This window comes from Lacrimispora sp., from assembly GCF_046972725.1.
Lineage (GTDB): Bacteria > Bacillota > Clostridia > Lachnospirales > Lachnospiraceae > Lacrimispora.
Genome location: NZ_JBKVXF010000001.1, coordinates 1314473 through 1340362, shown reverse-complemented (window position 1 = coordinate 1340362; position 25890 = coordinate 1314473). Strand labels below are relative to the sequence as shown.

Annotated in this window: 21 protein-coding genes and 1 pseudogene; 13 read left to right on the top strand and 9 right to left on the bottom strand. The window is 44.6% G+C overall.

The annotated features are described in order from the left end of the window. Positions 1-72 precede the first annotated feature (72 nt). Both ACLTWA_RS06415 and ACLTWA_RS06410 read left to right on the top strand, forming a co-directional pair. A complete protein-coding gene (locus tag ACLTWA_RS06415; RefSeq protein ID WP_412326764.1) occupies positions 73-234 on the top strand; it encodes a hypothetical protein in 162 nt (53 codons plus the stop codon). 8 nt (positions 235-242) lie between these two features. Further along, on the top strand, positions 243-578 hold the full coding sequence (locus ACLTWA_RS06410) for a type II toxin-antitoxin system RelE/ParE family toxin (RefSeq protein WP_412326763.1): 336 nt from the start codon (positions 243-245) through the stop codon (positions 576-578). Here the strand turns inward: ACLTWA_RS06410 and ACLTWA_RS06405 are convergent. Together ACLTWA_RS06405 and ACLTWA_RS06400 are read right to left on the bottom strand one after the other, a co-directional pair. Then, complete coding sequence (locus tag ACLTWA_RS06405; RefSeq protein WP_412326762.1) at positions 575-1357, bottom strand: ABC transporter permease; 783 nt, start codon at positions 1355-1357, stop codon at positions 575-577. The two genes, ACLTWA_RS06410 and ACLTWA_RS06405, sit on opposite strands and share 4 nt — an antisense overlap. Next, on the bottom strand, positions 1350-2117 hold the full coding sequence (locus tag ACLTWA_RS06400) for an ABC transporter ATP-binding protein (protein ID WP_412326761.1): 768 nt from the start codon (positions 2115-2117) through the stop codon (positions 1350-1352). Before ACLTWA_RS06400 ends, ACLTWA_RS06405 begins: the two co-directional genes overlap by 8 nt. A gap of 351 nt (positions 2118-2468) precedes the next feature. On the opposite strand from ACLTWA_RS06400, the gene rimP reads away from it, so the two are divergent. From rimP to ACLTWA_RS06350, 10 genes and pseudogenes are all read left to right on the top strand, one after another. Next, positions 2469-2936, top strand: a complete 468-nt coding sequence (gene rimP, locus ACLTWA_RS06395; protein WP_412326760.1) for a ribosome maturation factor RimP — start codon at positions 2469-2471, stop codon at positions 2934-2936. Positions 2937-2965: 29 nt separating this feature from the next. Beyond that, on the top strand, positions 2966-4102 hold the full coding sequence (gene nusA / locus ACLTWA_RS06390) for a transcription termination factor NusA (protein WP_412326759.1): 1137 nt from the start codon (positions 2966-2968) through the stop codon (positions 4100-4102). 23 nt (positions 4103-4125) lie between these two features. After that, positions 4126-4395 carry an RNase P modulator RnpM gene (gene rnpM / locus ACLTWA_RS06385; RefSeq protein WP_412326758.1) on the top strand — a complete coding sequence of 90 codons (270 nt, stop codon included), beginning with the start codon at positions 4126-4128 and terminating at the stop codon, positions 4393-4395. Beyond that, a pseudogene (locus ACLTWA_RS06380) lies at positions 4388-4720 on the top strand (L7Ae/L30e/S12e/Gadd45 family ribosomal protein); the annotation flags it as partial. The gene rnpM and the pseudogene ACLTWA_RS06380, both read left to right, overlap by 8 nt. Before the next feature lie 52 nt (positions 4721-4772). After that, on the top strand, positions 4773-7838 hold the full coding sequence (gene infB, locus ACLTWA_RS06375) for a translation initiation factor IF-2 (RefSeq protein ID WP_412326757.1): 3066 nt from the start codon (positions 4773-4775) through the stop codon (positions 7836-7838). 87 nt (positions 7839-7925) lie between these two features. Continuing rightward, the gene (gene rbfA, locus ACLTWA_RS06370) at positions 7926-8288 is read left to right on the top strand and encodes a 30S ribosome-binding factor RbfA (protein ID WP_394527401.1); all 363 of its coding nucleotides are present in this window, start codon (positions 7926-7928) and stop codon (positions 8286-8288) included. 12 nt (positions 8289-8300) lie between these two features. After that, positions 8301-9251, top strand: coding sequence for a DHH family phosphoesterase (locus ACLTWA_RS06365; protein ID WP_412326756.1), 951 nt, complete (start codon positions 8301-8303; stop codon positions 9249-9251). A gap of 11 nt (positions 9252-9262) precedes the next feature. Further along, a complete protein-coding gene (truB, locus tag ACLTWA_RS06360) occupies positions 9263-10165 on the top strand; it encodes a tRNA pseudouridine(55) synthase TruB (protein WP_412326754.1) in 903 nt (300 codons plus the stop codon). A gap of 2 nt (positions 10166-10167) precedes the next feature. Beyond that, complete coding sequence (locus ACLTWA_RS06355; RefSeq protein WP_412326753.1) at positions 10168-11106, top strand: bifunctional riboflavin kinase/FAD synthetase; 939 nt, start codon at positions 10168-10170, stop codon at positions 11104-11106. A gap of 71 nt (positions 11107-11177) precedes the next feature. After that, on the top strand, positions 11178-12221 hold the full coding sequence (locus ACLTWA_RS06350) for an NlpC/P60 family protein (protein WP_412326752.1): 1044 nt from the start codon (positions 11178-11180) through the stop codon (positions 12219-12221). Positions 12222-12348: 127 nt separating this feature from the next. Here ACLTWA_RS06350 and ACLTWA_RS06345 read toward each other — a convergent pair whose 3' ends face one another. The 7 genes from ACLTWA_RS06345 to ACLTWA_RS06315 form a co-directional block, all read right to left on the bottom strand. Beyond that, complete coding sequence (locus tag ACLTWA_RS06345) at positions 12349-14412, bottom strand: M6 family metalloprotease domain-containing protein (protein ID WP_412326750.1); 2064 nt, start codon at positions 14410-14412, stop codon at positions 12349-12351. Positions 14413-14815: 403 nt separating this feature from the next. Further along, positions 14816-15526 (bottom strand): ABC transporter ATP-binding protein, encoded by a 711-nt coding sequence (locus ACLTWA_RS06340; RefSeq protein ID WP_412326749.1) that lies wholly within the window; start codon positions 15524-15526, stop codon positions 14816-14818. After that, positions 15513-16379, bottom strand: a complete 867-nt coding sequence (locus ACLTWA_RS06335) for an ABC transporter ATP-binding protein (protein ID WP_412326747.1) — start codon at positions 16377-16379, stop codon at positions 15513-15515. The genes ACLTWA_RS06340 and ACLTWA_RS06335 overlap by 14 nt, the downstream gene beginning before the upstream one ends. Further along, positions 16379-17482 carry a branched-chain amino acid ABC transporter permease gene (locus ACLTWA_RS06330; RefSeq protein ID WP_412326745.1) on the bottom strand — a complete coding sequence of 368 codons (1104 nt, stop codon included), beginning with the start codon at positions 17480-17482 and terminating at the stop codon, positions 16379-16381. Before ACLTWA_RS06330 ends, ACLTWA_RS06335 begins: the two co-directional genes overlap by 1 nt. Before the next feature lie 10 nt (positions 17483-17492). Beyond that, positions 17493-18374, bottom strand: coding sequence for a branched-chain amino acid ABC transporter permease (locus ACLTWA_RS06325; RefSeq protein WP_412326743.1), 882 nt, complete (start codon positions 18372-18374; stop codon positions 17493-17495). Between the two features lie 122 nt (positions 18375-18496). Next, on the bottom strand, positions 18497-19678 hold the full coding sequence (locus ACLTWA_RS06320; RefSeq protein ID WP_412326742.1) for an ABC transporter substrate-binding protein: 1182 nt from the start codon (positions 19676-19678) through the stop codon (positions 18497-18499). Positions 19679-19881: 203 nt separating this feature from the next. Beyond that, positions 19882-21483 carry a CTP synthase gene (locus ACLTWA_RS06315; protein WP_412326741.1) on the bottom strand — a complete coding sequence of 534 codons (1602 nt, stop codon included), beginning with the start codon at positions 21481-21483 and terminating at the stop codon, positions 19882-19884. Between the two features lie 373 nt (positions 21484-21856). Between ACLTWA_RS06315 and ACLTWA_RS06310 the strand changes: the two genes are divergently transcribed. Next, positions 21857-25687, top strand: coding sequence for a right-handed parallel beta-helix repeat-containing protein (locus ACLTWA_RS06310; RefSeq protein WP_412326740.1), 3831 nt, complete (start codon positions 21857-21859; stop codon positions 25685-25687). Positions 25688-25890 lie beyond the last annotated feature (203 nt).

Here is a 25890-nt window from a genome sequence, read left to right as displayed (position 1 = left end):
GTTTTTTCTTGTATCTTAAAGCTATTCAAGGTATAATAATGTAAGATTAACACATGAGAGGAGATGATTAAAATGGTTAAATCAAGTTTAGCGCAGGTATCCGAAGGCTTAACCTGTTCAGAAGCAGACGCAATCCATGCCTTAAAGTCAGAATTGGAAAAGGGAGTGGAAAGCATGAAACAAGATGATCTGTATACAATAGAAGAAGCATGGAAAGAAATTGATGCGATTTAGGAGAAACGATGGAACAGCCAACAAAGTACAAAATACGCCTGACGTCTGATGCAAAAGAGGACATTGCTCAGATAAAACGATACATTTTACATACATTCAAGTATCGGGAAACGGCAGAAGCGTTCTCAAGAAATATTAGAAATGCCATATTAAAATTGAGCCCTTTTTCTGAGGCCTATAAAAAAACAGGCCTGCTGATTCAAGGGCTCGAAGTATACTATAAGCCGTACAGCACCTATCTCATATTTTTTGTAATAAAACAGGACAAGGTCATTGTAATCAGAGTCTTAAAGGACCGTATGTACTGGCAGTCTATTATGAAACGAATCCGTTCTATCAATTAGAAATCTCTCAGAAATATCTTTTTATTAGAAAATCCCACAATCTTTAGAATCCCCAATCCTATCATATTGTACCCACAGCTAAATACCTGACTGCCGTAGATAATCAAATACCCAAGACCTTTATTGGCGGCTAAAAATTCTCCAATGATAACGCCTACCAGACAAAGTCCGATGTTGACTTTCATATTGCTGATAATCAAAGGCACAGAGCTGGGAAGCAGTACCTTTAACAGTACATCTTTTTTATTTCCCCCAAGAGAATAGATCAGCTTGATCTTATCCGGGTCAGTCTGTGCAAAGCCTGTGTGAAGAGTCATAATACAGCCAAAGACAGCCACTGAAATCGATGCTACAATAATGGTCTTAATGTTGTTGCCCAGCCATACAATTAAAATAGGAGCAAGTGCTGATTTTGGCAGGCTGTTTAGCATAACCAGATAAGGCTCCAAAACCTCTGATACGCTCCGGCTGGACCAGAGCAGTATGGCGGTCAGAAGACCGAATCCGATTACAAGGGCGAAGCTGACCAGTGTTTCCATTACGGTTACACCGGTATGGATAAAGATGGTTCTGTCCTTAACCATATCAAGAAAACATATGGTCACACGGGAAGGAGAACTGAAGATGAAGTCATTGATGATTCCAAGTCTTGCACAAAGCTCCCAAAGGGACAGAAGCAGGACTAAAAGCATCATGCGGATTACCCGGACATTGCGCCGGTGCAGCTTTTCTTTCAGAATAAATTCCTGCTGGGCTAATGAGGGATGAGTCTCAATCATGATTCTGCAGCTCCTTCCATACCTGATTGAAGTAGACGGAAAATTCCGGCATATTCCGCCTCATCAATGGTCCTTTATTCTCTTCGCCAAAGAAAACCGGTATGACGGCTTTGATTCTTCCCGGTCTTCTTGTCAGTACGATGACCCGGTCGGCCACGCTGATGGCTTCCGAAAGGTCATGAGTAATTAATATTGCTGTTTTGTGGGTGCTTTTTATAATAGAACTGATGTCATCACAGACAGATAGTCTGGTCTGATAGTCCAGTGCGGAAAACGGTTCGTCTAATAAAAGAAGGTCCGGTTCCAGGGCGAGGGTGCGGACCAGTGCGGCACGCTGCCTCATTCCTCCGGATAATTCGGACGGTTTTGCCTGCTCAAAGCTTCCCAAACCATAAGTATGAAGCATCTGGTGCAGTTTTTCTCTGGAATCGCTGTTTCGTTTTTTCTGAATTTCAAGCCCAAGCTCGGCATTGCCCATTATGGTGCGCCATTCAAAAAGATGATCCCTCTGCAGCATATAACCGATGTTCGATTCAGACTCTGTTTGTGGAACACCGTCAATAAAAATTTCACCTGTATCAGGAGTCAATAGTCCGCAGAGAAGGGATAAGAGGGTCGACTTCCCACAGCCGGATGGCCCGACAATTGCAAGGAATTCCCCGTTATCTGCCGTAAAAGATATATCAGAAAGGGCCAGTGTCTCACCCTCAAGGGAATGATAGGAGTAACTGACCCCTCGAACTTCCAGTTTTGGCTTCATGGGTCCTCCTTTTAGATGATTTAATCTGATATAGTGTTATAATATGTACAAAAAAATGGATTGTGAGGAAATGTCTCCAAAGCCCTTTTTAATTGTCAAAAGGTAGGGATGAATGTATAATTTTGAAATCCCCTTTCTTCCTTATATAATATATGACCATATTTTAATGAACTAATTGTGGGAATTATTGAAATGAACGTGATAATAAATCGAAAAAACTGGAAAAATAAGAAAAAACTCTTGCATTAGAAAAAAAATGGTGCTATACTACTATAGATAACATGACAGTTTGACGGATAAAGAGTGGGCGGAAGTCCACTCTTTCCATTTGTTTGGAAAGGTGGGAGGAAGATGGCAAAAAGGGAAGAGTACGAAGCAAAGACAGAGAGCTTTTTGATGCCCCTTATGAAAGAAAACAATTTTGAACTGGTTGATGTAGAATATATAAAAGAAGCAGGAAACTGGTATTTACGGGCTTATATAGATAAGGAAGGCGGAATCACAGTGGATGACTGTGAGATTATCAGCCGCAGGCTGGGAGACTGGCTGGATGAAAAAGATTTTATTGCCGACAGCTACATTCTGGAAGTCAGCTCCCCGGGGCTTGGAAGACCTCTTAAAAAGGATAAGGACTTTGAAAGAAGCATTGGAAAAGATGTGGACATCCGTTTATATAAGGCTATCAATAAACAGAAGGATTTTAATGGAACATTGAAATCCTATGATAAGGAAACTGTAACCATAACCCAGGAAGATGAAACCGAGCTCGTGTTTAACCGCCCGGATATCGCATTGATCCGTCTGGCATTTGATTTCTAAACAGTAAGAAATATTAGGAGGATAAAAAAATGAATAAGGAACTGTTAGAAGCACTGAATATTCTGGAAAAGGAGAATAATATCAGCAAGGAAACCCTTCTGGAAGCGATTGAAAATTCTCTCCTGACGGCGTGCAAAAATCATTTTGGGAAAGCAGATAATATCAAGGTCAGCATGAATCATGATACCTGTGATTTTAATGTTTTTGCAGAAAAAGAAGTGGTCGAAACAGTTGAAGATCCTCTGCTCCAGATCAGTCTTGCAGACGCGAAGATGACAGATCCTAAGTATGATTTGGGAGATGTCATTCAATGTCAGATAGATTCAAAGAAGTTCGGAAGAATCGCTACACAGAATGCAAAGAATGTGATCTTGCAGAAGATCCGTGAAGAAGGAAGAAAATCACTTTACAATGACTGGTACTGCCAGGAAAGAGAAGTCGTTACAGGAATTGTACAGAGATACTTAGGCAGAAATGTGAGCATTAATCTGGGAAAAGTGGATGCCGTTTTAAATGAAGCAGAGATGGTAAAAAGTGAAGTATTTAAAGCGACCGAGCGCATTAAGGTTCTTGTCCTGGAAGTAAAGGATACTCCAAAAGGACCCAGAATTTCCGTATCAAGAACCCATCCGGATCTTGTAAAACGCCTGTTTGAATCTGAGGTTGCGGAAGTCAAAGACGGAACCGTAGAGATTAAAGCCATTGCAAGAGAAGCCGGGTCCAGAACCAAGATCGCAGTGAAATCCAACGAAGCCAATGTGGATCCTGTAGGCGCCTGTGTCGGTTTGAACGGTGCCAGAGTGAATTCCATTGTCAATGAATTAAGAGGCGAGAAAATCGATATCATTAACTGGGATGATAATCCTGCTTATCTGATTGAGAATGCGTTAAGCCCTGCAAAGGTTATTTGTGTGGTTGCGGATGAAGAATCAAAAGAAGCTCAGGTTATTGTACCCGATTATCAGCTATCCCTTGCCATAGGTAAGGAAGGTCAGAATGCAAGACTTGCAGCAAGACTTACCGGATATAAAATCGATATCAAGAGTGAGACACAGGCAAGAGAACTTGGCCTTTTTGAAGAACTTGGACTGGAATACCAAGAGGTAAATGAGGAATTTGACAGCGGCTACCAGGAAGAAAGCCTGGACGTTGATAATCAGGAATAAAGAAAACAGGAAGTGATGGAAGCGTGAGTATAAAGAAAATACCCCTCAGACAGTGCATCGGCTGTGGTGAGATGAAAAATAAAAAAGAGATGATTCGTGTGCTGAAGACCTCGGAGGATGAGATCATTCTTGATGCAACAGGACGTAAAAATGGCCGTGGGGCTTATCTGTGCCCTTCTATGGAGTGTTTTAAGAAGGCAGTGAAAAGTAAAGGCCTGGAGCGTTCGTTCAAGATGGCGATACCGAAAGAAGTATACGAAACATTGGAAAAGGAGATGGAACAGCTTGGATAACAGACAGAAGATCCTGAATCTGATTGGTCTGGCCACCAAAGCAGGAAAAACTGCGAGCGGGGAATTTATGACAGAAAAATCTGTTAAGACAGGAAAGGCATCATTAGTGATCGTTTCTGAGGAAGCCTCAGATAATACCAGAAAGATGTTTACCAACATGTGTACTTACTATAAGGTTCCTGTTTACTTTTTTGCAAGTAAACGTGAACTGGGCCACGCCATGGGGAAAGAGATGAGGGCGTCTCTTGTTATCGAAGATAACGGGTTTGCTAAGGCAGTCGTGAAACTAATGAATACAATGGTCGGTAGTGATTGTGAGAAAGAGTCTTCACATCTGACCGCATGTGCTGTAGAATGTGCACAGAATGGAGGAAAGCATGAGAGTATATGATCTGGCAAAGGAACTTGGAAAAGACAGTAGTAAGGAGATACTGGATATATTGGAAAAGCATAGTATAAATTTAAAAAGTTCATCAAATATTACAGAGGAACAGGCAGCAATCGTGAAAAAAGAAGTGGGTGCCCACAGTAAGAGCAACTCTACAGGACATTCTGAAACCCCAGATGGTGATGACGATACACCAAAGAAAAAAATAGCAGCAGTATTCCGTCCGCAGAATGCACAGATGAAGCCTCAGGGCCAGAACGGGCAAAGACCGTCTCAGGGACAGAGAGGAAGAGACAGCAGACCGTCTCAAAGCTCCAATCCAGGTGCAGGGCAAAGAGAATATCCTGCCAGAAGCCAGCAGGTCACAGAACAGTCTGTGCCATCCGCAGGGGAAGCAGGCGGAGAACATACTCCAGCAGGCAATGACGGCGGAAGGCCCCAGAGCCAGGGAGGTTACCAGGGAAACCGTCCCCAGGGTCAGGGAAGCTATCAGGGAAACCGTCCGCAGGGCCAGGGAGGTTACCAGGGAAACCGTCCCCAGGGTCAGGGAAGCTATCAGGGAAACCGTCCGCAGGGCCAGGGAGGTTATCAGGGAAACCGTCCGCAGGGCCAGGGAGGCTACCAGGGAAGCCGTCCGCAGGGTCAGGGAGGCTATCAGGGAAACCGTGACGCCAGACCGCAGGGTCAGGGAGGTTATCAGGGAAACCGTCCGCAGGGTCAGGGAGGCTATCAGGGAAACCGTCCGCAGGGCCAGGGAGGTTACCAGGGAAACCGTCCGCAGGGTCAGGGAGGCTATCAGGGAAACCGTGACGCCAGACCGCAGGGCCAGGGAGGTTATCAGGGAAACCGTCCGCAGGGTCAGGGAGGCTATCAGGGAAACCGTGATGGAAGACCGCAGGGCCAGGGAGGATACCAGGGAAACCGTCCGCAGGGTCAGGGAGGCTATCAGGGAAACCGTGATGGAAGACCGCAGGGCCAGGGAGGATACCAGGGCAATCGTCCGCAGGGCGGAGGTTATCAGGGGAACCGTGATGGAAGACCCCAGGGCCAGGGAGGTTACCAGGGCAATCGCGACGGAAGGCCCCAGGGTCCGCGTACCGGAAGAGACGGTGCTCCAAAGAGCTTTGATACACCCATTCAGGCAAAGCCAACCAGTAACAGGGCAGTAAAGAATAATTATAAGAATGACCGTTTCGATAAGAGAGATAAAGATGATGACGCTAAAAAAGCTCAGGCTAAGGGCGGTAAGGGATTTAAGACTCCTATCCTGCCTCCGGTGCATAAGGAAGCTAAGGTGGAGGAAATTAAGACCATCACCATTCCTGAGGTACTGACCATCAAAGAGCTGGCAGAGAGCATGAAGCTTCAGCCATCCGTCATTGTAAAGAAGCTGTTCCTGCAGGGCAAGATCGTTACTCTTAATACGGAAATCGATTATGAGCAGGCCGAAGAGATTGCTATGGAATATGACGTACTCTGTGAGAAAGAGATTAAAGTAGACGTCATTGAAGAATTGTTAAAAGAGGAAGAAGAAGATGAGAAAGACATGGTTACCAGACCTCCGGTTGTCTGCGTTATGGGTCACGTTGACCATGGTAAAACTTCTCTTCTTGATGCGATCCGTCAGACCAGTGTAACATCCAGAGAGGCCGGAGGTATCACCCAGCACATCGGTGCTTATATGGTAGATATTAACGGACAAAAGATTACATTTTTAGATACACCTGGACATGAAGCATTTACCGCAATGCGTATGAGAGGTGCCCAGTCTACGGATATTGCAATTTTAGTGGTTGCGGCAGATGATGGTGTGATGCCTCAGACCGTGGAAGCTATCAACCATGCAAAGGCAGCAGAAGTAGAAATTATTGTTGCAATTAATAAAATTGATAAACCAAGTGCAAATATTGACCGTGTAAAACAGGAATTATCCGAATATGAACTCATTTCTGAAGATTGGGGCGGAAGCACCGTTTTTGTACCGGTTTCTGCACATACAAAAGAAGGTATCAAAGAACTTCTTGAAATGATTCTCCTTACTTCCGAAGTGAAGGAGTTAAAAGCCAATCCGAACCGCCGGGCAAGAGGTCTCATCATTGAAGCCGAGCTTGATAAGGGAAAAGGTCCTGTTGCTACCGTACTGGTACAGAAGGGAACCTTGCGTGTGGGCGATACGGTTGCTGCCGGTTCCTGCTACGGAAAGGTTCGTGCCATGATGGATGATAAGGGCCGCAGAGTAAAAGAAGCAGGTCCATCCACACCAGTTGAGATCTTAGGTCTGAACGATGTTCCAAATGCAGGAGAGGTTCTTGTTGGGACTGACAATGAAAAAGAAGCAAGAAGCTTTGCGGAAACATTTATTTCCGAAGGCAAGAATAAATTACTGGAAGATACAAAAGCTAAGTTATCATTGGATGATTTATTCAGCCAGATCAAAGCCGGCAATGTAAAAGAACTGCCGATCATTGTGAAGGCAGATGTACAGGGATCTGTAGAAGCGGTAAAACAGAGTCTTGTGAAGCTGTCCAATGAAGAAGTTATGGTTAAGGTGATTCATGGCGGTGTAGGTGCCATCAATGAATCCGACGTTTCCCTGGCTTCCGCATCGAATGCCATCATCATCGGTTTTAACGTAAGACCTGATGTAACAGCAAAATCCATTGCGGACAGGGAAAAAGTAGATATGAGACTTTACAAGGTAATCTATCAGGCGATTGCAGATGTTGAATCCGCTATGAAGGGAATGCTTGATCCGATCTTTGAAGAGCAGATCATCGGTCACGCCATTGTGCGCCAGACCTTTAAGGCGTCCGGTGTAGGTACGATTGCCGGTTCCTATATCATGGATGGTAAATTCAGCAGAGGCTGCAGTGTACGTATCACAAGAGCCGGAGAAAAGATTTACGATGGACCGCTTGCTTCCTTAAAGAGATTTAAAGATGATGTGAAGGAAGTAGCATCCGGTTATGAATGTGGTCTTGTATTTGAAAAGTTTAACGATATCCAGGAAGATGATATGATTGAAGCATATGCCATGGTAGAGGTTCCCCGCTAGGAACTTTCCGCCTGGAGTTTAAGAAGATGAGCCCGTATCTGCGGGCTGGTCTTTTTGAAAATGCGGATGAAAAGCGAAAGGAATAACATGCGTAAAAACAGTATAAAGAATACAAGAATCAATATGGAGGTCCAGAGGGAATTAAGTCAGATTATCCGTCTGGAAATCAAAGATCCAAGAATTCACCCGATGACTACCGTTGTTGCCGTACAGGTGACCCCGGACTTAAAATTCTGTAAGGCCTATATCAGTATTTTAGGCGATGAGGAAGCTGGAAAAGCAACCATTGAAGGCTTAAAAAGCGCAGAAGGCTATATCCGCCGGGAACTGGCAAGAAGAGTGAATCTTCGCAATACACCTGAAATTAAATTTATTCTGGATCAGTCCATAGAGTATGGCGTCAACATGTCCAGACTGATTGATGAGGTCACAAAAGACATCAAAGATTAAGGAGGTGCACCTTTGAGTACCCTTGATACAATCCTTGAAGATGTAAAAAAAGCGGCCATTATCGGCCATATCCGGCCGGACGGGGACTGTGTAGGTTCCTGTCTGGCGGTTTATAATTACTTAAGTGAGAATTATCCTGATGTGGAAGCCGTGGTTTATCTGGAAACTCCGTCGGATAAGTTTGGATACTTAAAAAATATTGATACCATTGTCAGTGATTTTACGGAAGACAAAGTGTATGATTTATGTATATGCCTTGACAGCAGCGACACCCTTCGGTTCGGGGAAGCGGTAAAGTATCTGATGTCTGCGAAAAAAAGTATTTGTGTGGATCATCATATTACCAACTTAAGGTATGCGGATAAAAACATTGTGGAAGACCACACCAGTTCCACCTGCGAAGTGCTTTACGGCCTTTTTGATGAAGATAAGATCAGCAGGGAAGTGGCAGAATGTATTTATACCGGAATCATTCATGATACCGGAGTGTTTAAATATGACTGTACCTCCAGGCGGACCATGGAAATAGCAGGAAAGATGATGGAAAAAGGAATCAATTTTTCCAGAATCATCGATGACAGCTTTTACCGGAAAACCTATCTCCAGAACCAGATCCTTGGAAGAGCACTGCTGGAAAGCATAACCTTTCATAACGGTCAGTGCATTTTCAGTGTAATAAGAAAAAAGGACATGGACTTCTACGGAGTGACAAGCGGGGATATGGATGGAATCATTGACCAGCTTCGTATTACGGAAGGTGTGGAATGTGCCATTTTCATGTATGAGACCGCCTGCAGAGAGTATAAGGTGAGCCTGCGTTCCACCACAGACCTTGATGTGAGCAAAATTGCCGTTTACTTTGGAGGCGGCGGTCATAAAAAAGCAGCTGGCTGTACGATGACAGGCAGTGTTCATGATGTGATCAACAATCTGTCCGACCAGATTGTAAAACAGCTAAATTAGGAGATAGGGCAATGGCAGACGGCATCATCAATGTTTATAAGGAAAAAGGATTTACCTCTCATGACGTCGTAGCGAAAATGAGAGGTATTTTAAAGCAGAAAAAGATAGGGCATACAGGGACTTTAGATCCCATGGCGGAAGGGGTTCTCCCGGTCTGCCTGGGAAAGGCCACGAAGCTTTGTGATATGCTGACCGACAAAACGAAAACCTATGAAGCAGTTATGCTTTTAGGGATGGAGACGGATACACAGGATGTTACCGGCCAGGTTCTGGCAGAATATCCGGTTGAAGCTGACGAGTCTATTGTGGAAGAAGTCATTCTTGGTTTTTTAGGCCGCTATGACCAGATTCCGCCCATGTATTCTGCTTTAAAGGTAGACGGCAAAAAGCTTTATGAACTGGCCAGAGCAGGAAAAGAAGTGGAACGGAAAGCAAGACCGGTGGAGATATTGGAAATTCGGGTGGACCGGATAGAGCTTCCCAGGGTTACGATGACTGTAACCTGTTCAAAGGGAACCTACATCCGGACACTCTGTTATGATATAGGAAGGAAACTGGGGTGCGGAGGCTGTATGGAATCCCTTCTGCGCACCCGGGTTTCCGAATTTTGTTTGGAAGAAAGCCTTACTCTTTCCCGGATTGAAGAACTTCGGGATGAAGGAGCGCTGGAGGAGCATATCCTTGCCGTGGACAAGGTATTTGAAGATTATCCGGTATTGATCATGAAGCCGGATTTTGATAAACTGGTGCATAATGGTAATCCGTTTTACCGGAATCAGGCGGTTGGAGAATACAGCCAGGAACAAGGGCCTGTCAGAGTATACGACAGCAGCAATCAGTTTATCGGGATATATGAACCAGGCAGCGAAAAGGACTTACTGAAGCCCCAAAAGGTATTTCTGGGAGGAAAATAAAGATGAAGTATATAACCGGAACCAGAGAATTTCAGATAGAAGAACCTGCAGTGGTAACATTGGGAAAGTTTGACGGCCGCCACAGAGGTCATCAGAAGCTGATTCAGACGATGGCAGAAGTCAAGGAAAAAAAAGGCTATAAGATGGCAGTTTTTACCTTTGATATGTCTCCCAATTCTCTATATAACGAAGGCCCTCAAAGGGTCATAACCACCAATCAGGAGAGAAAAAACAATCTGGAGAAAATCGGCATTGACTATCTGGTGGAATACCCCTTTACAAAAGAAACTGCACGTATGGAACCGGAGCAGTTTGTAAAGAATATTCTGGTTGAGCAGATGAATGCAAAGACCATAGTGGTAGGAACAGACTGTACCTTTGGCTATCGGGGCGCAGGAAATGCGGACAGCTTGAATCAGTGGAAGGCCCGTTACGGATACGAACTGGTCGTCATTCCCAAGGAAAAGGACGACCACCGTGACATCAGCAGTACATATATCAGAGAGCTGCTGGATGCAGGGAACATGGAAAAGGCCAATGAGCTTTTGGGGGAACCTTATTCCATCCATGGAACCGTGGTACACGGCAATCATCTGGGGGGGCCTGTATTGGGATTTCCCACAGCCAATATTATACCGGAACCGGAAAAGCATCTGCCTGTATTTGGGGTTTATGTATCCAGAGTTTATGTAGACGGTATCTATTATGGAGGAGTCACCAACATCGGAAAGAAGCCCACCGTGGAAGGCAGATCCCCTATTGGAATAGAAACTTACATTTATGGTATAAATAAGGATATTTATGGAAAGACTATAGAAGTACAGCTATTGCACTTCATCCGTCCGGAACGGAAATTCGACGGATTGGAGCAATTAAAGGTGCAGATAGAAAAAGACAGGGATTACGGAGCAGAGTATCTGAAAAAACTGTCTAAGCAGTAAAAAACAAATTGTAAAAAAGGGCGGCAGGTCCGCCTGGTTCAAAATCAAAAAACTTGCGAAGGAACGTGCATATGACTGACAAAGCATGGAAATTGCTGGGCTTTGCCATCGCATGCGGCAGTGCCGTATGGATGGCAGCAGCAGATGTGCAGGCCGCAGGTTCTGTGACGGCTGTGACTACCGGTTCTCCGGTAGCTGGTATTGAGGTCTATATGGACAAGTATCAAAAATCCCAGAATCAGAAGTCAGAAGAAAGCCCGGCCGGTCTTACGCAGGAAAAAATGAGGTATGGAACCTTTCACACCATTTTTAAAAATATTGGAGTGGCTAAAGTGGAGGATTCCTTAAACATCAGAAAAGAACCAAAGAATGACGCGGAAATCGTGGGAAAATTAAGACGCCATGCCGGCAGCAGCGTGTTGTCTGAGGAAAACGGCTGGTATAAAATAAAATCAGGGCAGGTAACCGGTTATGTGTATGGAGAATACTTAGCCACTGGAAAGGAAGCCAGAGCTATCGCTTACTATGATATGAAGCTTTTGCTCCGTGTCGATACTGAGACCCTTCGGGTCCGCAGTCAACCAAATACGGATTCGGAGATTTTAGGAAGAATCCATGAGGGGGAGACTTATAGCTTCCTGTCCAGCAAGGATGGCTGGGCCAAAATTGAATACAAAGGCCAGACAGCTTATGCCTATGCACCGGGATATGCAACCGTTGCATACACCATACCGGAAGCAGATAAAAATGATGACATTAGAAGCCAGGTAGTAAACTATGCCGTAAAGTTCGTAGGAAATCCCTACCGCTGGGGCGGAACCAATCCAAACACCGGTGCAGACTGTTCCGGATTTGTCCAGTATGTCATGGAACATGCAGCCGGAGTCCATCTGGACCGTACCTCCAGAGAACAGGCAGCAGAAGGCCAGGCCATACCGTCCTCCAGCATGGAGCCGGGAGATTTGTTATTCTACTCCAGCGGCCGCCAGATCGACCACGTCGCCATGTACATCGGAAAAGGTAAGATCGTCCATGCGGCCAACCGGAGAAGCGGAATCAAAATATCCTCCTGGAACTACCGAAAACCGGTGACCATACGCCGCGTGATCCCATGATGAAATCCGGTAAAGTACCGATTTTATATCCGCACATGAAAAAAGGAACTGTAACTTCATTGCATCTGTGTTACGCGCTATGAAGATACAGTTCCTTTCAATTGGCTCTATTTAAAAATTTCTTTCTTTATCTGCCATATACTTTCCATTCAAGTATGCCTGTTGAGCTGTTTTCTTTTGAATCCATTGTAATTGCTATGCCGTTTGTTGTTACGGGAGTAAAGGTAGTCGTATTGTATTTATTGATCTGCGTACCCAATCCTTTTGGATTTTTTACATTTTGCCATGCCGTTCCATCCCAGTATAATATTTGGTAGGAAGCGGGTACATCGATTCCCTGGCCATCCTTAAACCAATAGATATCACAGCTTGATATGGTGTGATTTTCCGGAAAGACGTATTGAACCCATTGTGTCCCTTTTTCCGGCCAGTTCCCATATACAGGGCCGCTTCTATCGCCAGAGTTTAAAGGCTCGATTCCATCATTTAATGCACGTATGTCTTCCCAATCGGATACATAAGAAGCAGATGCAGAAGCCTGTCCGGCTATATTTGTGAATTGAGGATCCGGGGTTTGACTGGAGGCTGATTGTATAAAGGTCATTTCATTTGCCAAATTGCTGATTTGTGAAATTTCTAAACCGGAAGCCGATTGATTCCACCATTTAGAATCCGGAGTGGTGCTGTCGGTAAAGGAATCTTTATAACCTCCCCGGAATAGATCTCCCCTGTTTCCTCCATTTCTATTTCTTTCCATATCAAAGGTTCCATCTGCCTGTTCAAGGGATACCAGGTAATGACTGTCAGGTGTCATATTGTTTTTGGAATTATCTCCCTTTTCGTCTATGTGCCAGATTGCAAGTCCTGCATCTGGAACGTCAGCGTACCTTCCTCTTTTTTGGATATTTTCTATAAGAAAGTATTCATCTGAGCCATTTCCGGACCATTTGTAGGAAAAAGAATCCCCATCTTCATCAGCAACTGCGGTAAATGCAGATCCTGCATCATAGGCGTTCATATTTATGGGTTTATTCCAACCGGAAATGACATTTCTGCAATAAGGATCTGGTGGTACGGGATTTTTTTCATTTGCAACTGTGCTCATTAAGCTGTAGGCTCCGGTTCCCTGAGAATCCCCGTCGTAATCGTACAGGTCCGGATATCCGTAGATCATATGTCCGCTTTCATGGCATATGGTATAAATCGATAAGTCATTTCCGATGTCCGATATCTCATATTTCTGGATTCTGGCACCATTGATATAATCGGATCCTGAATACCAGGACTGATGAGGCCATAATCCTTTTGCCCACCCTGCATCAGCGGTGCCGGCATAAAGGATATTGACGGCTTTTAAGTATCCCTTGGAGTCCGTTGTTAAAGTTGAAAGGTCAAAGCCTGTGGATTTCAGCCATTGAAAAGCTTCTTCTGCAAGTTCGTCTGACTTGGCATAGGAGCCTGTTTGCTCATAAATGTCATCATAATAAGATTTGGGATTTTTAGCGGTATAAAATCCTAATAGAGTGTTTGTATATGTAACCTTTCCGCCGGAAACATCGTAATAGTAATCCTTGATGGATCCATTGTTATTAAAGCCTGTATATCCGGTTCCGTTAAAAAAGCTATTTAATTCTGATTTGGAAATAGAACTTCTGGTATCCGGAAAATCGATGAGGATCGTCAATCCCTTTACGTCACCGGAAGCTTTTATTTTTGAATCCAGTAATCCGTTGCTGTTTTGGCTGTTGGATTGGGGAGTGTTCTTAAAATCAGAACCATGAAGTCTTTTTCTTACTTCATCAGCCTTCTTTTTTACTGCTTCATTCTTAATCTTTAAATGTTTTTCCAGGCGGTTGTTCCTCTGATCAACCTGGTCAATGGAGTTGACCGTTCTTCGGTTGTCACCGGCTTTATAAACGATTCCTGTAGAAACATAATCGGTTTCGTCTTCATTTAATTCTGCATAGCAGATCCAGCCGTCTTCATCACGGAAAAGGGTATATCCATCCGGGCTTTCAATATGCTGATAATATTCATCTCCTGTAATGTCAACTTGGACGAAAGTCCCGTCTGGCTGGATTAATTCCTGTTTTTTGTGATTATAAGGTGCTGCTAAAACTTCTGAGTTGGTAATCGTAAACATGGTTGTAACGGTGATCGCGGTTGCTAAAAGTTTCATCATTCTACGCATAATGTAGCCCCTTTCCATTTTGTCATATGCATTTTACATCTTTTTTCATGCATGCATCTTGAGTGTAGTGTTTGTTATTGTCATTTCTGCATTGTAATTCCTCCTTTTTTATTTAATTGTTACCTGATGTAATTATCGTATGTGTATGTTCATAGTTAATGTTGGTGTGAAAATATTAATAAATATTAATAGTTTTAGTACAATTGGTAAATATAATGTTAATTTGCTTAACAATAACTCGAAAAAAGCTGAAAAATGTCGAATATAATACTAAAAATATGTACTTCCGATCCTGTGAGTATCCGTGCAATGTGATAATGTTCTTTGAAGATTCCGACAAAAAAAGGCAGCAGATGGTTTTGCATCTGCTGCCTTAAATCTCAAATCGTTAAAATATTCAAACTTAATCTTTTTTCTTTCCAAGATAAGCTGCTTTCACTGACTCATCAGCCAGAAGTTCTTTTCCTGCTCCTGACAATGTAATCCGGCCTGTCTCCAGGACATAGCCGATATCTGCTGTGTGAAGGGCCATATTGGCATTCTGCTCGATTAAGAGCACAGTCACACCTTTTTTATTGATCTCCCGAATAATGGAGAACAGATCCTTTACGATGAGCGGAGCCAGTCCAAGAGAAGGTTCATCCATCATCAGGATTCTTGGCTTGCTCATCAATGCCCGCGCGACAGCAAGCATTTGCTGTTCCCCGCCGGAAAGCGTTCCGGAAAGCTGCCAGCTGCGCTCTTTTAATCTTGGAAAAAGGTCATATACCCAGTTGATATCGTCTTCCAGGCTGTCTTTTCTCAAATAAGCCCCGATTTTTATATTTTCAATGACGGTCATATCCGGGAATACGTGGCGGCCTTCCGGTACCAGTGCGATTCCCTTTGCTACGATTTCTGTCGTATCGGCGCCGATCAGCTCGTCCCCGTCCAAGGTGATGCTGCTTCCAGCAGAAGGCTTTACAAGCCCTACAATGGATCGGAGCGTTGTGCTTTTTCCGGCTCCGTTGGCGCCGATCAAAGTCACAATGCTTTTATCCGGGACTTCAAAAGAGATTCCCTTTACCGCTTCAATTCCGCCGTAATTCACTCGTAAATTATCAATCTTCAGCATCGTCACTCACCCCCAGATATGCTTCAATTACCCGCTCGTTGTTCTGGATCTCATCCGGTGTTCCGTGAGCGATCAGTTTGCCGAAATCCAGTACATAGATGCGGTCTGAGATCTGCATGACCAGATCCATATGGTGTTCAATCATAAATACTGTCAGGTGATAGGAATCACGGATCTGCTTGATGAAATCCGTAAGTTCCTGTGTCTCCTGAGGATTCATTCCTGCGGCCGGCTCATCAAGGAGCAGAAATTTTGGTTCTGTTGCCAGTGCCCTTGCAATCTCCAGACGTCTTTGTAAGCCGTAGGGAAGAGAGGAAGCGATCTCATCTTTTAAATGGAGGAGATTCTGTTCTTCTAAAAGGGCTGTGGTTTCTGCACGCATCCGTTCTTCCTCTTTATGATTGAGCCGCAGTGTGGCGGAAATTACATTCTGCTTTGCCCGCATATGCTTTGCAATAAGAACGTTGTCAAAGACCGATAACTGGCCGAAAAGCCTGATGTTCTGAAACGTACGGGCAATGCCTTTTTGTGTGATCTTATCCGGTGTATTGCGGATCACCGGAATGGATCTTGGAACAACTTCACCCAGATACATCTTCTGCATTTTCCCCTTAGGGGTATTGGAAAGAATGGTTTCTCCCATAAATTCGACCTGCCCGAAGGTGGGTTCATAGATTCCTGTAACGCAGTTGAATGCCGTTGTCTTTCCGGCACCGTTAGGACCGATTAAGGCAACGATTTCCCCTTCATTGACATCAAGGGTCAGACCGTTTACTGCCACAACGCCGCCGAACTGCATGGTTACGTCCTGCATGTGAAGGACGTTGACCGGAGTTTTTGCTTCTGCTGACATTATGCATTTTCTCCCTTCTGTGTTTTGTTTTTCTTCTTCAGCCTGTCTGGGATGCTGCGGATCAGCCGCCCAAGGCCGCTCCAGGAAAATTCATTGCTTCCCATAATCCCGCGGCGGTAGAAGAGTACCACAACCATCAAAAGGATGGAGAAGATGACCATACGGAAACCGGAGCGGAACAAAGGAATGTCAACACCTCCGATTACCAGCGGATTATCAAAGAAACGCAGCCATTCTCTTCCTGCTGTTACCAAAAAGGCACCGATCACGCTTCCGGTAATACTTCCGATTCCTCCAAGAACTACAATGAGAAGAATATCATAGGTCATATTGATGGAGAAGGTCTTGGAATCGATGGAACGCATAAAAATGGCCAGAAGGCCTCCGCCAACACCTGTAAAGAAGGAGGAGATCACAAATGCCAGTTCCTTGTAACGGAATAGGTTAAGTCCCATGGCCTGTGCGGCCACTTCATCCTCCCGCAGTGCTTTAAAGGCACGGCCGTAGGAGGAATTGATCAAAAGGACCATCAAAAGGATACAGAGGGCGCACAGTCCGAATGCAACATAAAGGTTTGGAAAACCAGGAATATTCTTAAGTCCGTAGGAACCGTTGGTTACCTTATTCAACTGAGGAGCCGCAATGACGGCGCGGATAATTTCAGAAAATCCAAGGGTGGCAATGGCCAGGTAATCACTTTTTAACCGAAGGACCGGAATTCCGATCAGCGCTGCAATGCCTGCGGAAATCAGTCCGGCAAAGATAAGTGCCAGCCAGAAAGGACACTGCAGGTTGGCGATTGCAGGAGCGATGCCATCTACGTAATACACACTGGCCCTGTTATCGACCGGAATGGTAAGAATGGCAACGGTGTAGGCCCCTATGGCCATAAATCCGGCCTGACCTAAGGAAAACAGTCCCGTAAAGCCGGTCAGTAAGTTCATGGAGACTGCAACCACGGCATAGATGGCACTTCGTTCCAGAATGGAAATCTGGTAGCTGTACTTTGCACTGTTTGCCTGCAAGATGCCCAGAATACCAATAACGAACAAAAGTGCGATCAGGGTATAAAGTTTGTTTTTGGATAATGTTTTCTTCTTCATAAAAGGCACCTCACACTTTATCGGTTGTTTTCTCACCGAACAATCCCGTAGGTTTGATCAGGAGAATGACTATTAGCAGAATAAAGGTAAATGCATCGCTGAAGGTGGAATAGCCCATAGCGACCAGAGCGGTTTCGCCCAGTCCCAGGATAAATCCGCCGATTACTGCGCCAGGAATGCTGCCGATTCCGCCGAATACGGCAGCTACGAAGCATTTTAAGCCCGGAAGGGAGCCGGAGAAGGGGAATACAGTCATACGGTCTGTAAAATAGAGCACAGAGCCTACCGCTGCCAAAAGAGAGCCAACTGCAAAGGTAAAAGTGATGACACGGTTGATCTTGATTCCCATTAATGAGGCGGTATCGTAATCCTTTGCCACAGCACGCATGGCCATGCCGATCTTTGTCTTATTGATCAGGATTATAAGTACATAAACAACAATCAGGGTCAGAACCGGTGTTAAAAAGGTAACAAAAGATGCGGAGAGTCCCCCGATCTGATAGATTTTCTTTAACCCCGGGAGTTCCGGATACCCTTTTGGCAGGGCGGTGAACAGATATGTAGCCAGATTCTGCAAAAGATATGAAACACCGATGGCAGAGATCATGACAGACATTCTGGGAGCGGTACGAAGAGGGCGGTACGCGATCCGTTCAATGGACACGCCCAATACGACCGTTATGAGTAATACCAGGGGAATGGAGATAAACCATGGAAAACTTGCCATGGCAAATATCATAAAATAACCGGCCATCATGAAAATATCGCCGTGAGCAAAATTAATCAGGCGGAGGATTCCATAAACCAGCGTATAGCCGATGGCTATGAGGGCATAAGCACCGCCTAAGGAAATACCGGTCAGACACTGCTGTAAAAAGGTTGAAAGACTCATGTGGCAAAAAGCCTCCTATCTGTAAAGTATGTGGTATAAGTACCTGTTACAAATGGAACGAGTGGGGAAGGAAATGCGTCCCCACTCATCCGTTGATGATGATATCATTAAAATGTTCTTAATTATTTTACGGTAGTAGTTGTTAAGAACTTAAAGTTACCGTCTTCTATTGTTTTGATAAATGCCATATCCTTTTTTGCATCTCCGTTTTCATCAAAGGAGATGGTACCGGTAACGCCGTCGATGGTAACACCCTTTAATGCATCCCTAATGGCTGTTCCATCGGTAGAGCCTGCAGTTTCAATTGCCTTCAATGCGCTTAAGTAAGCGTCATAGCCAAGTGCAGATACGGCCGGAATGATCTCATCCTGTTTTTGTTCTTTTAAATAAGTCTTAAAGCCGGAGATAAAAGCGGCAGCTTCGTCATTGGCTGGTGCAGCTTCATCAAAGAAAGTGGAAAGAACAACGCCTTCTGCGGAGGCTCCTGCATTTTCAATGATGGTTGAGTTCTCCCAGGTATCTCCTGCAGCGATGGTTGCGGTGATTCCAAGCTCACGGGCCTGTTTGATGATCAGGGGAGCCGTGGTAATGGAAGACGGTGCAAAGATGATGTCAGGGTTCTGAGCCTTGATATTGGTTAAGATTGCCTTAAAGTCTGTCTGGTTTGTCTGGAACTGTTCTTCGCTGACGACAGATCCGCCTAAGCCGGTAAAGGCTGTTTTAAAGAAGGAACCGAGTCCGGAAGAGTAGTCATCACCAAGCTGGGTAATGATGGCTGCTTTCTTAGCCCCATTGTCATTGGCATAGTTTGCCATAACGGTTCCCTGGAACGGATCAAGGAAGCATACACGGAAATAAAAATCATTTCCCTGAGTTACCTGAGGGTTGGTACAGGAAGCACCGATTGCAGGAATCTTTGCATCTGCAAAGATCTGTCCGGCAGCAATGGAAACACCGGAACCGTAGCTTCCAATAACAGCAGAAACTTTTTCGCTTACAAGCTTCTGTGCAGCATTGACAGCTTCTGTTTTATCAGATTTATTATCCACTTCTACTAATTCCACTTTATACTCTTCTCCGCCGATTTTAACTGTCGGGTGAGTCTGGTTGGCGTAACGGATCCCCAGCACTTCCTGCATGCCGCCGCCGCCATTCTCTCCTGTGGTCGGTTCAAATACACCGATTTTGACAACCTTTTCCCCATTGGCTGAAGATGATGAAGAACCTGAGTTACTGCAGCCGGCTACGAGACTGGCGCTTAAACATGCCGCAAGAGTGAGTGCAAATACTTTTTTTAATTTCATAATATATATCCTCCTTTATGTGTATCTCCTGCAAATACAACTGTCTTCCTAGTAGACACACGCTGCATTATATTATATCAGAAGATGAAAAAAGTGCAAGAAAAAATTAAAAGAAAATAATAATTTAAAGTAATTTCTTTTTTTCCAATAAAAACAGAGTCCGGTTCTTTTGCAAGAATACGGACTCCGTTGTCACGATTACCTTATTTATTTTCAACGGCTGCACGGATAAAATCACGGAACAGCGGATGAGGTCTGTTGGGCCTTGACTTAAATTCCGGATGAGCCTGGGTTGCGATAAACCACGGATGAGCCGGAATTTCCACCATCTCAACGATCCGTCCGTCAGGCGAAATACCAGAAAGCTTCATACCGGCCTTTGTTAAATCTTCCCGGTAATCATTGTTTACTTCATACCGGTGTCTGTGCCGTTCATGAATTAATTCTTCCCCATATACCTCATAGGATCTGGATGACTTGTCCAGAACACATGGATAGGAACCGAGACGGAGAGTTCCGCCGATATCCTCGATGTCGTTCTGGTCCGGCATCAGATGGATGACCGGGTGAGTGGTATGTTCATCCAGTTCTACGGTATGAGCATCGGAAAAGCCTGCCACATGGCGGGCAAATTCCACGATGGCCATCTGCATGCCAAGGCAAATGCCAAGGAACGGAATCTTATGTTCACGGGCATATCGAATGGAAGAAATCTTTCCTTCGATTCCGCGGCTTCCAAAACCGCCTGGAACCAGAATTCCGTTGACATCATGGAAATATTCATCTGCATTATCATCAGTAACAAGTTCAGAATCAATCCATTTGATATTCACGTCTGCGCGGTTATAAACGCCGCCATGCTTTAATGCTTCCACAACGGAAATGTATGCGTCATGAAGCTGAATGTATTTTCCTACAAGTGCAATGGTCACTTCCTTTTCCGGATGTTTCCAGTTATCGATCATGGCAGCCCATTCGGTTAAATCCGGAGTGGGGCAGGGAAGCTTTAAACTTTCACATGCGACCTGAGCCAGATTTTCTTTCTCCATGACAAGAGGAAGTTCATATAGTACTTCAACATCCAGGTTCTCGATTACATGGGTTTTGGGAACATTGCAGAATTGTGCGATTTTGCTTCGGATTCCGTCATCAAGGGGCAGTTCGGAACGGCATACGATGATGTCGGGCTGGATTCCCATTCCCTGTAAGTCTTTTACACTGGACTGGGTCGGTTTTGTTTTTAGTTCTCCGGAAACTTTCAGATATGGAACCAGGGTCACGTGAATGAGAATCGCATTTTCGTGGCCTACTTCATGTTGGAATTGCCGAATTGCCTCTAAGAAAGGCTGGCTTTCAATATCGCCTACCGTGCCGCCGACTTCGATAATGGCAATCTCTGTTTCAGAGGAATTGTGATTGCGGTGAAAACGGCTTTTTATTTCGTCGGTAATATGAGGGATAACCTGTACCGTGCCTCCCCCGAAGTCCCCGCGGCGTTCACGGGTCAGTACGGTCCAATAGACCTTTCCTGTTGTAACATTTGAATTTTTTGTAAGGCTTTCATCGATAAAACGTTCGTAGTGACCAAGGTCAAGGTCTGTTTCCACTCCATCTTCCGTGACGAAAACTTCTCCATGCTGGACCGGATTCATGGTACCTGGATCGATGTTGATATAAGGATCGAATTTTTGCATGGTGACTTTATAGCCTCGGGCTTTTAACAGTCGTCCAAGCGATGCTGCGGTAATACCTTTGCCAAGACCGGACACGACACCTCCGGTGACAAATACGTATTTCACTGACATAACAGTGTAACCTCCTTCTGTGGTGATGGTATGGGGATGTTTTCAAAGAAAGAATTATACATCTTATTTTAAAAAAAATCCAGTCTTTTTGAAAAAAATTTAAATAGTAAAGTATAACCAAGTTTATAGTCACATTGCATAAATATAAAAGTTGAAATTTGGTAAAAATATGCAAATGATATACTTGTAAGAGGGTAGTTGGCTATGTTGTATTGAAAAAATAATTTACATGTGATAATATAGTATATGTTGTACAGTGTAAGCGCTTACATTGGGTTTTATAGAAAATGCCTGGTATTTGTTCTGGCATATTAAGGTTATTCCATTTTACAAAATTGTATTTTGATATTATTTTTAGAATGAGGGGGATACCATGAAAAAAGGATATTTGACTAAAGTTTTGTCTTTTTGCTGTCTGTGCGGAATTTCGCTCGTTACGGCAGGAAGCGCGGCATGGGCTTCTGCTCCGAAGAATTCGGAGACGGCGGGAGAAAGGGCGTGGAAATTTGCATATTTCGGAACATCAACGAGTGGAAGTGTAAATACCATTAAGGAAGGCAGTTCCATTGATGGTACTGTAAGTCTTACCTCCTGTACCGTAAAGGCAGACGGGAGTATTGATAAGAAGGGAGGCAAGTTCGTATCTACCGACGGATATGACGGAATTTCCTATTATTATACAAGCATTGATCCGGAAACGGAAAATTTCTCTTTAAAAGCAGACGTGACCGTTGATTATATTAATCCATCTCCGGACGGACAGGAAGGATTTGCTTTATTGGCCAGAGACAGCATCGGAGAGAATAAGGTCAGTGATAAGGCATTTTATACCAATTCCATGGCGGCCATCGGAACAAAGCTTAGTTATAAGACAGAAGAAGGCGAGACGAAAAGCCTGAAAGACGGATTGGGATTCCGGTTCTTTTCCGGGATCAGTTCCACGGAAAAGGCTCCCGAGAAGAATAGTTTTACCGTTCAGGATGGGGTATTTGATCCCTCCATACTGATCAAGAAAAATGAAACCTATACCATGATATTAAAGCGCACCAACACAGGATATCATGCTTCCTATATTAATAAAAAGGGTGAGAAGATGGAGGAGGTCTACTATCTGGACGGTAAAGAAGACCCCCTTTGCAAAATTGATAAGGATAAGATTTATGTAGGTCTGGCCGCAGCCAGAGGATGCAATGTAACCTTTTCAAACATAGAATTTTCTGTAACAGACAGAAAAACTGATCCTCCTGCAATTCCTCGTCCCATCACCTATGTGGAGCCGGATTATGAGATCATATCTGCCTCCAGTTCTGCAACAGGCAGATATCAGGCGGTATTCAAGGCCAACGCAGATGGCTGGGTAACTCCAAAGTTAAATGGATTATCCATGCAGTCTATAAAGGTGAAGGCAGGACAGGAAGTGGTACAGCCCCTTTATCTTAACAAAGGAGAGAACCAGGTAACTATGGTTTTCACTCCGCAAGGATCGTTTCAGCCTGCTTCCTATACGAAATTAAGTTCTTACAGTTCACAGTCTGTTACAAAAACAGTTATATACAAGTCCTATCCGGAATCCGTCATTTATGTTTCTCCGGAAGGAACGGCGGACGGAGACGGAAGCAAGGCTTCTCCGATTCCCCTTGAAGAAGCGGTGAAATATGCGATGCCTGGGCAAAGCATATATCTTGCACCTGGCACCTATTACCTTTCCGGCCTTAACATGGAACGGGGCGTTGACGGTACGGCAGACCAGATGATTCGTATGGAAACTGACCCTTCGGAACATGGCCGTGCGGTTTTTGATTTCCAGAGAAAGGGTACCGGTGTTCAGCTTTGGGGAAGCTACTGGCATTTTAAAAATATTGATATTACCAATACAAAAGACTTAAAAGCAGGACTTCAGGTAGCAGGAAGCCATAATACCATTGAACAGGTAAATGCTTATAACAACGGAAATACAGGAATCCAGATCAGTGGAACATCGGAGGAACCGTTTGAAAAATGGCCTTCCAATAACCTGATCTTAAACTGCAGTTCCTATAACAATTCAGATGCTGCAATGGAAGATGCGGACGGGTTCGCAGCAAAGCTGACCTGCGGGGAAGGAAATGTATTCGATGGCTGTATCGCAAGCTATAATGCCGATGACGGCTGGGACTTCTTTGCAAAAGTAGGAACCGGTACCATTGGTTCCGTCACCATTCAGAATTGTGTTGCATACAAAAACGGCTATATCATCAGAGACGGCCAGATTATTGATGCAGGAAACGGAAATGGGTTCAAAATGGGAGGATCCGGCCTGTCCGGTCATCATGTGCTGAAAAACAGCATTTCCTATGAAAATAAAGCCAAGGGAATTGATTCCAACTCCTGCCCGGACATTGAAGTTTACCGTTCCATTTCCTACAATAATGAGGGACCGAATGTAGCTTTGTACAGCAATAAGGGAATCCCAACTGCATTTAAGGCGGACGGACTGATTTCTTACAGGGACAAATACCTTGATGTGGAAGAAAAAATTGATTTAAACGGTCAGGATGCCTCGGAGATTTACACCGATAACAATTACTTTTATCATGGGGGAAAATCGGTGAACAGCAAAGGAGAAGCGATCAGCGCCTCCATGTTTGAAAGTCTTGATACCAAAAGGATACCGGAGTGTCTGGAGGATGGCTCCATCGATATGAAAGGACTTCTTACACTGACCGCCCTTGCTCCTCAGTATGCAGGCGCAAGAAAAGGCGGAACACCGGAACGGCCTGTGGTATGGGTCGTGGGAGATTCAACAGTCAGTGCCTTCCAGGATGATTACTATTATCCCCGGTACGGCTGGGGAACCCAGCTGGGACAGTTCTTTCAGAATGTAAAAATAGAGAATCTGGCGGTGTCCGGCACCAGCTCCTTAAGCTTTGCCTCCACGGAACAGTATAAAACGCTGTTAAACGGCATGAAATCCGGTGATTTTCTTATCATTGGATTTGGCCACAATGACGAAAAGACAGAAGCAGAGCGGTATACAAATCCAAACGGAGGAATCGGTGACGCAGGGTCTTTTAAGAATTCCCTTTACACAAGGTATATTAAGAAAGCCCAGGATGTCGGAGCCACTCCGATTCTGTGCACGCCCATAGTCAGAAGAAATAAAGATAATAAGTATGACGGTCCCAGCGGCCACATTACCTCTGATCAGGTAACGGATCAGGGAACATATCCTGGCGGTGATTACGCACAGTCTATCCGTGATCTGGGTGCTGAGACAGGAGTAACCGTGGTGGACTTAACGGCAAGAACGAAAGCAATCTATGAGCAGCTTGGTGCAGAAGGGGTAAAAGACCGCCATGCGTGGACTTCCTCCAAGGAAATCAGCATTGATGATACACACACCAATCTTTACGGAGCTGCCTGCAATGCCTGGCTGGTGGCGGATGAACTGATGAAGAGCAGCAATCCGTTAAAGAATTTTATCAGACCGGGTGCTGCTGCCCCCAAAAGCCAGATGCTTACGGTCAACCCTCAGTATAAGGAACGGGTCTATGTTAGACCTTCCGGTGTCAGTGCTCTCTGGCCGGTCATTGATCCGTGGAAGGGAACTGTGTTTGGCAACGTAGGAGGAGACGGAAGCATTAATAAAGATAATTTTGCACTGGAAGCCGGGGAAAACGGAAGCATCCGCATAAGGGCAGGTGTTTTCACTTCCAATAAAGCCGGAAAAGGAGTTGGTAAGATTTCTTCTGCAAATGAAGGTCTTGCCATGTATTACCAGGCGATTCCGGCAGATAAGAACTTTACTCTGACCGCAGATGTGAAGATCAACAAACTGGTTCCCAACAATCAGGTTTCCTTCGGGTTAATGGTAAGAGATGATATTTATCTGGATATGCCTGCCAGTGAAACGCTGGGAGATTATGTGGCAGCCGGACCATTAAACCTGGCTTCGACCGTACAGACCAATTCCTTTGCCAGAAAAAATGGTGTTCTGATCAAAGGCGGGAACTGTACGAAGACTTATGGAGTGGGAGATACGGTCACTGTAAAAATACGCAAAAGCAGCGATGGCTACACCTGCACTTACGGGGAAAATGAACCGGTATCCGCAGGGTTTGACTGTAAACTGACGGCAATTGATCCTGAATTTGTATATGCCGGAATGTTTGCCAGCCGGAACGCAGATGTTACATTCCAGAATGTTCAGCTGACCCTGGATTAAGATCAGGCAGAACAGATTGTTAAAATTAAAGCAGACAGGAAGGAGAGCTTCCTGTCTGCTTTTTGCGTGAAGCCTGGTCTCAGCCCAAGAAAACTTTCTTTTTTGCCGGTCTGAGAGACATCGCGGGCTGCTTTGACAGAGACACACATCTGGCTTGTTAAAGGTGAAAATTCTGACAATAAAGAGAGCCATAACTCTGTAAA

What these genes read in the sequence shown, in the direction of transcription:
- ACLTWA_RS06415 (WP_412326764.1), top strand. Translation starts at nt 73, where the DNA reads ATGGTTAAATCAAGTTTAGCGCAGGTATCCGAAGGCTTAACCTGTTCA.
- ACLTWA_RS06410 (WP_412326763.1), top strand. Translation starts at nt 243, where the DNA reads ATGGAACAGCCAACAAAGTACAAAATACGCCTGACGTCTGATGCAAAA.
- ACLTWA_RS06405 (WP_412326762.1), bottom strand. Translation starts at nt 1,357, where the DNA reads ATGATTGAGACTCATCCCTCATTAGCCCAGCAGGAATTTATTCTGAAA.
- ACLTWA_RS06400 (WP_412326761.1), bottom strand. Translation starts at nt 2,117, where the DNA reads ATGAAGCCAAAACTGGAAGTTCGAGGGGTCAGTTACTCCTATCATTCC.
- rimP (WP_412326760.1), top strand. Translation starts at nt 2,469, where the DNA reads ATGGCAAAAAGGGAAGAGTACGAAGCAAAGACAGAGAGCTTTTTGATG.
- nusA (WP_412326759.1), top strand. Translation starts at nt 2,966, where the DNA reads ATGAATAAGGAACTGTTAGAAGCACTGAATATTCTGGAAAAGGAGAAT.
- infB (WP_412326757.1), top strand. Translation starts at nt 4,773, where the DNA reads ATGAGAGTATATGATCTGGCAAAGGAACTTGGAAAAGACAGTAGTAAG.
- rbfA (WP_394527401.1), top strand. Translation starts at nt 7,926, where the DNA reads ATGCGTAAAAACAGTATAAAGAATACAAGAATCAATATGGAGGTCCAG.
- truB (WP_412326754.1), top strand. Translation starts at nt 9,263, where the DNA reads ATGGCAGACGGCATCATCAATGTTTATAAGGAAAAAGGATTTACCTCT.
- ACLTWA_RS06355 (WP_412326753.1), top strand. Translation starts at nt 10,168, where the DNA reads ATGAAGTATATAACCGGAACCAGAGAATTTCAGATAGAAGAACCTGCA.
- ACLTWA_RS06350 (WP_412326752.1), top strand. Translation starts at nt 11,178, where the DNA reads ATGACTGACAAAGCATGGAAATTGCTGGGCTTTGCCATCGCATGCGGC.
- ACLTWA_RS06345 (WP_412326750.1), bottom strand. Translation starts at nt 14,412, where the DNA reads ATGCGTAGAATGATGAAACTTTTAGCAACCGCGATCACCGTTACAACC.
- ACLTWA_RS06340 (WP_412326749.1), bottom strand. Translation starts at nt 15,526, where the DNA reads ATGCTGAAGATTGATAATTTACGAGTGAATTACGGCGGAATTGAAGCG.
- ACLTWA_RS06335 (WP_412326747.1), bottom strand. Translation starts at nt 16,379, where the DNA reads ATGTCAGCAGAAGCAAAAACTCCGGTCAACGTCCTTCACATGCAGGAC.
- ACLTWA_RS06330 (WP_412326745.1), bottom strand. Translation starts at nt 17,482, where the DNA reads ATGAAGAAGAAAACATTATCCAAAAACAAACTTTATACCCTGATCGCA.
- ACLTWA_RS06325 (WP_412326743.1), bottom strand. Translation starts at nt 18,374, where the DNA reads ATGAGTCTTTCAACCTTTTTACAGCAGTGTCTGACCGGTATTTCCTTA.
- ACLTWA_RS06320 (WP_412326742.1), bottom strand. Translation starts at nt 19,678, where the DNA reads ATGAAATTAAAAAAAGTATTTGCACTCACTCTTGCGGCATGTTTAAGC.
- ACLTWA_RS06315 (WP_412326741.1), bottom strand. Translation starts at nt 21,483, where the DNA reads ATGTCAGTGAAATACGTATTTGTCACCGGAGGTGTCGTGTCCGGTCTT.
- ACLTWA_RS06310 (WP_412326740.1), top strand. Translation starts at nt 21,857, where the DNA reads ATGAAAAAAGGATATTTGACTAAAGTTTTGTCTTTTTGCTGTCTGTGC.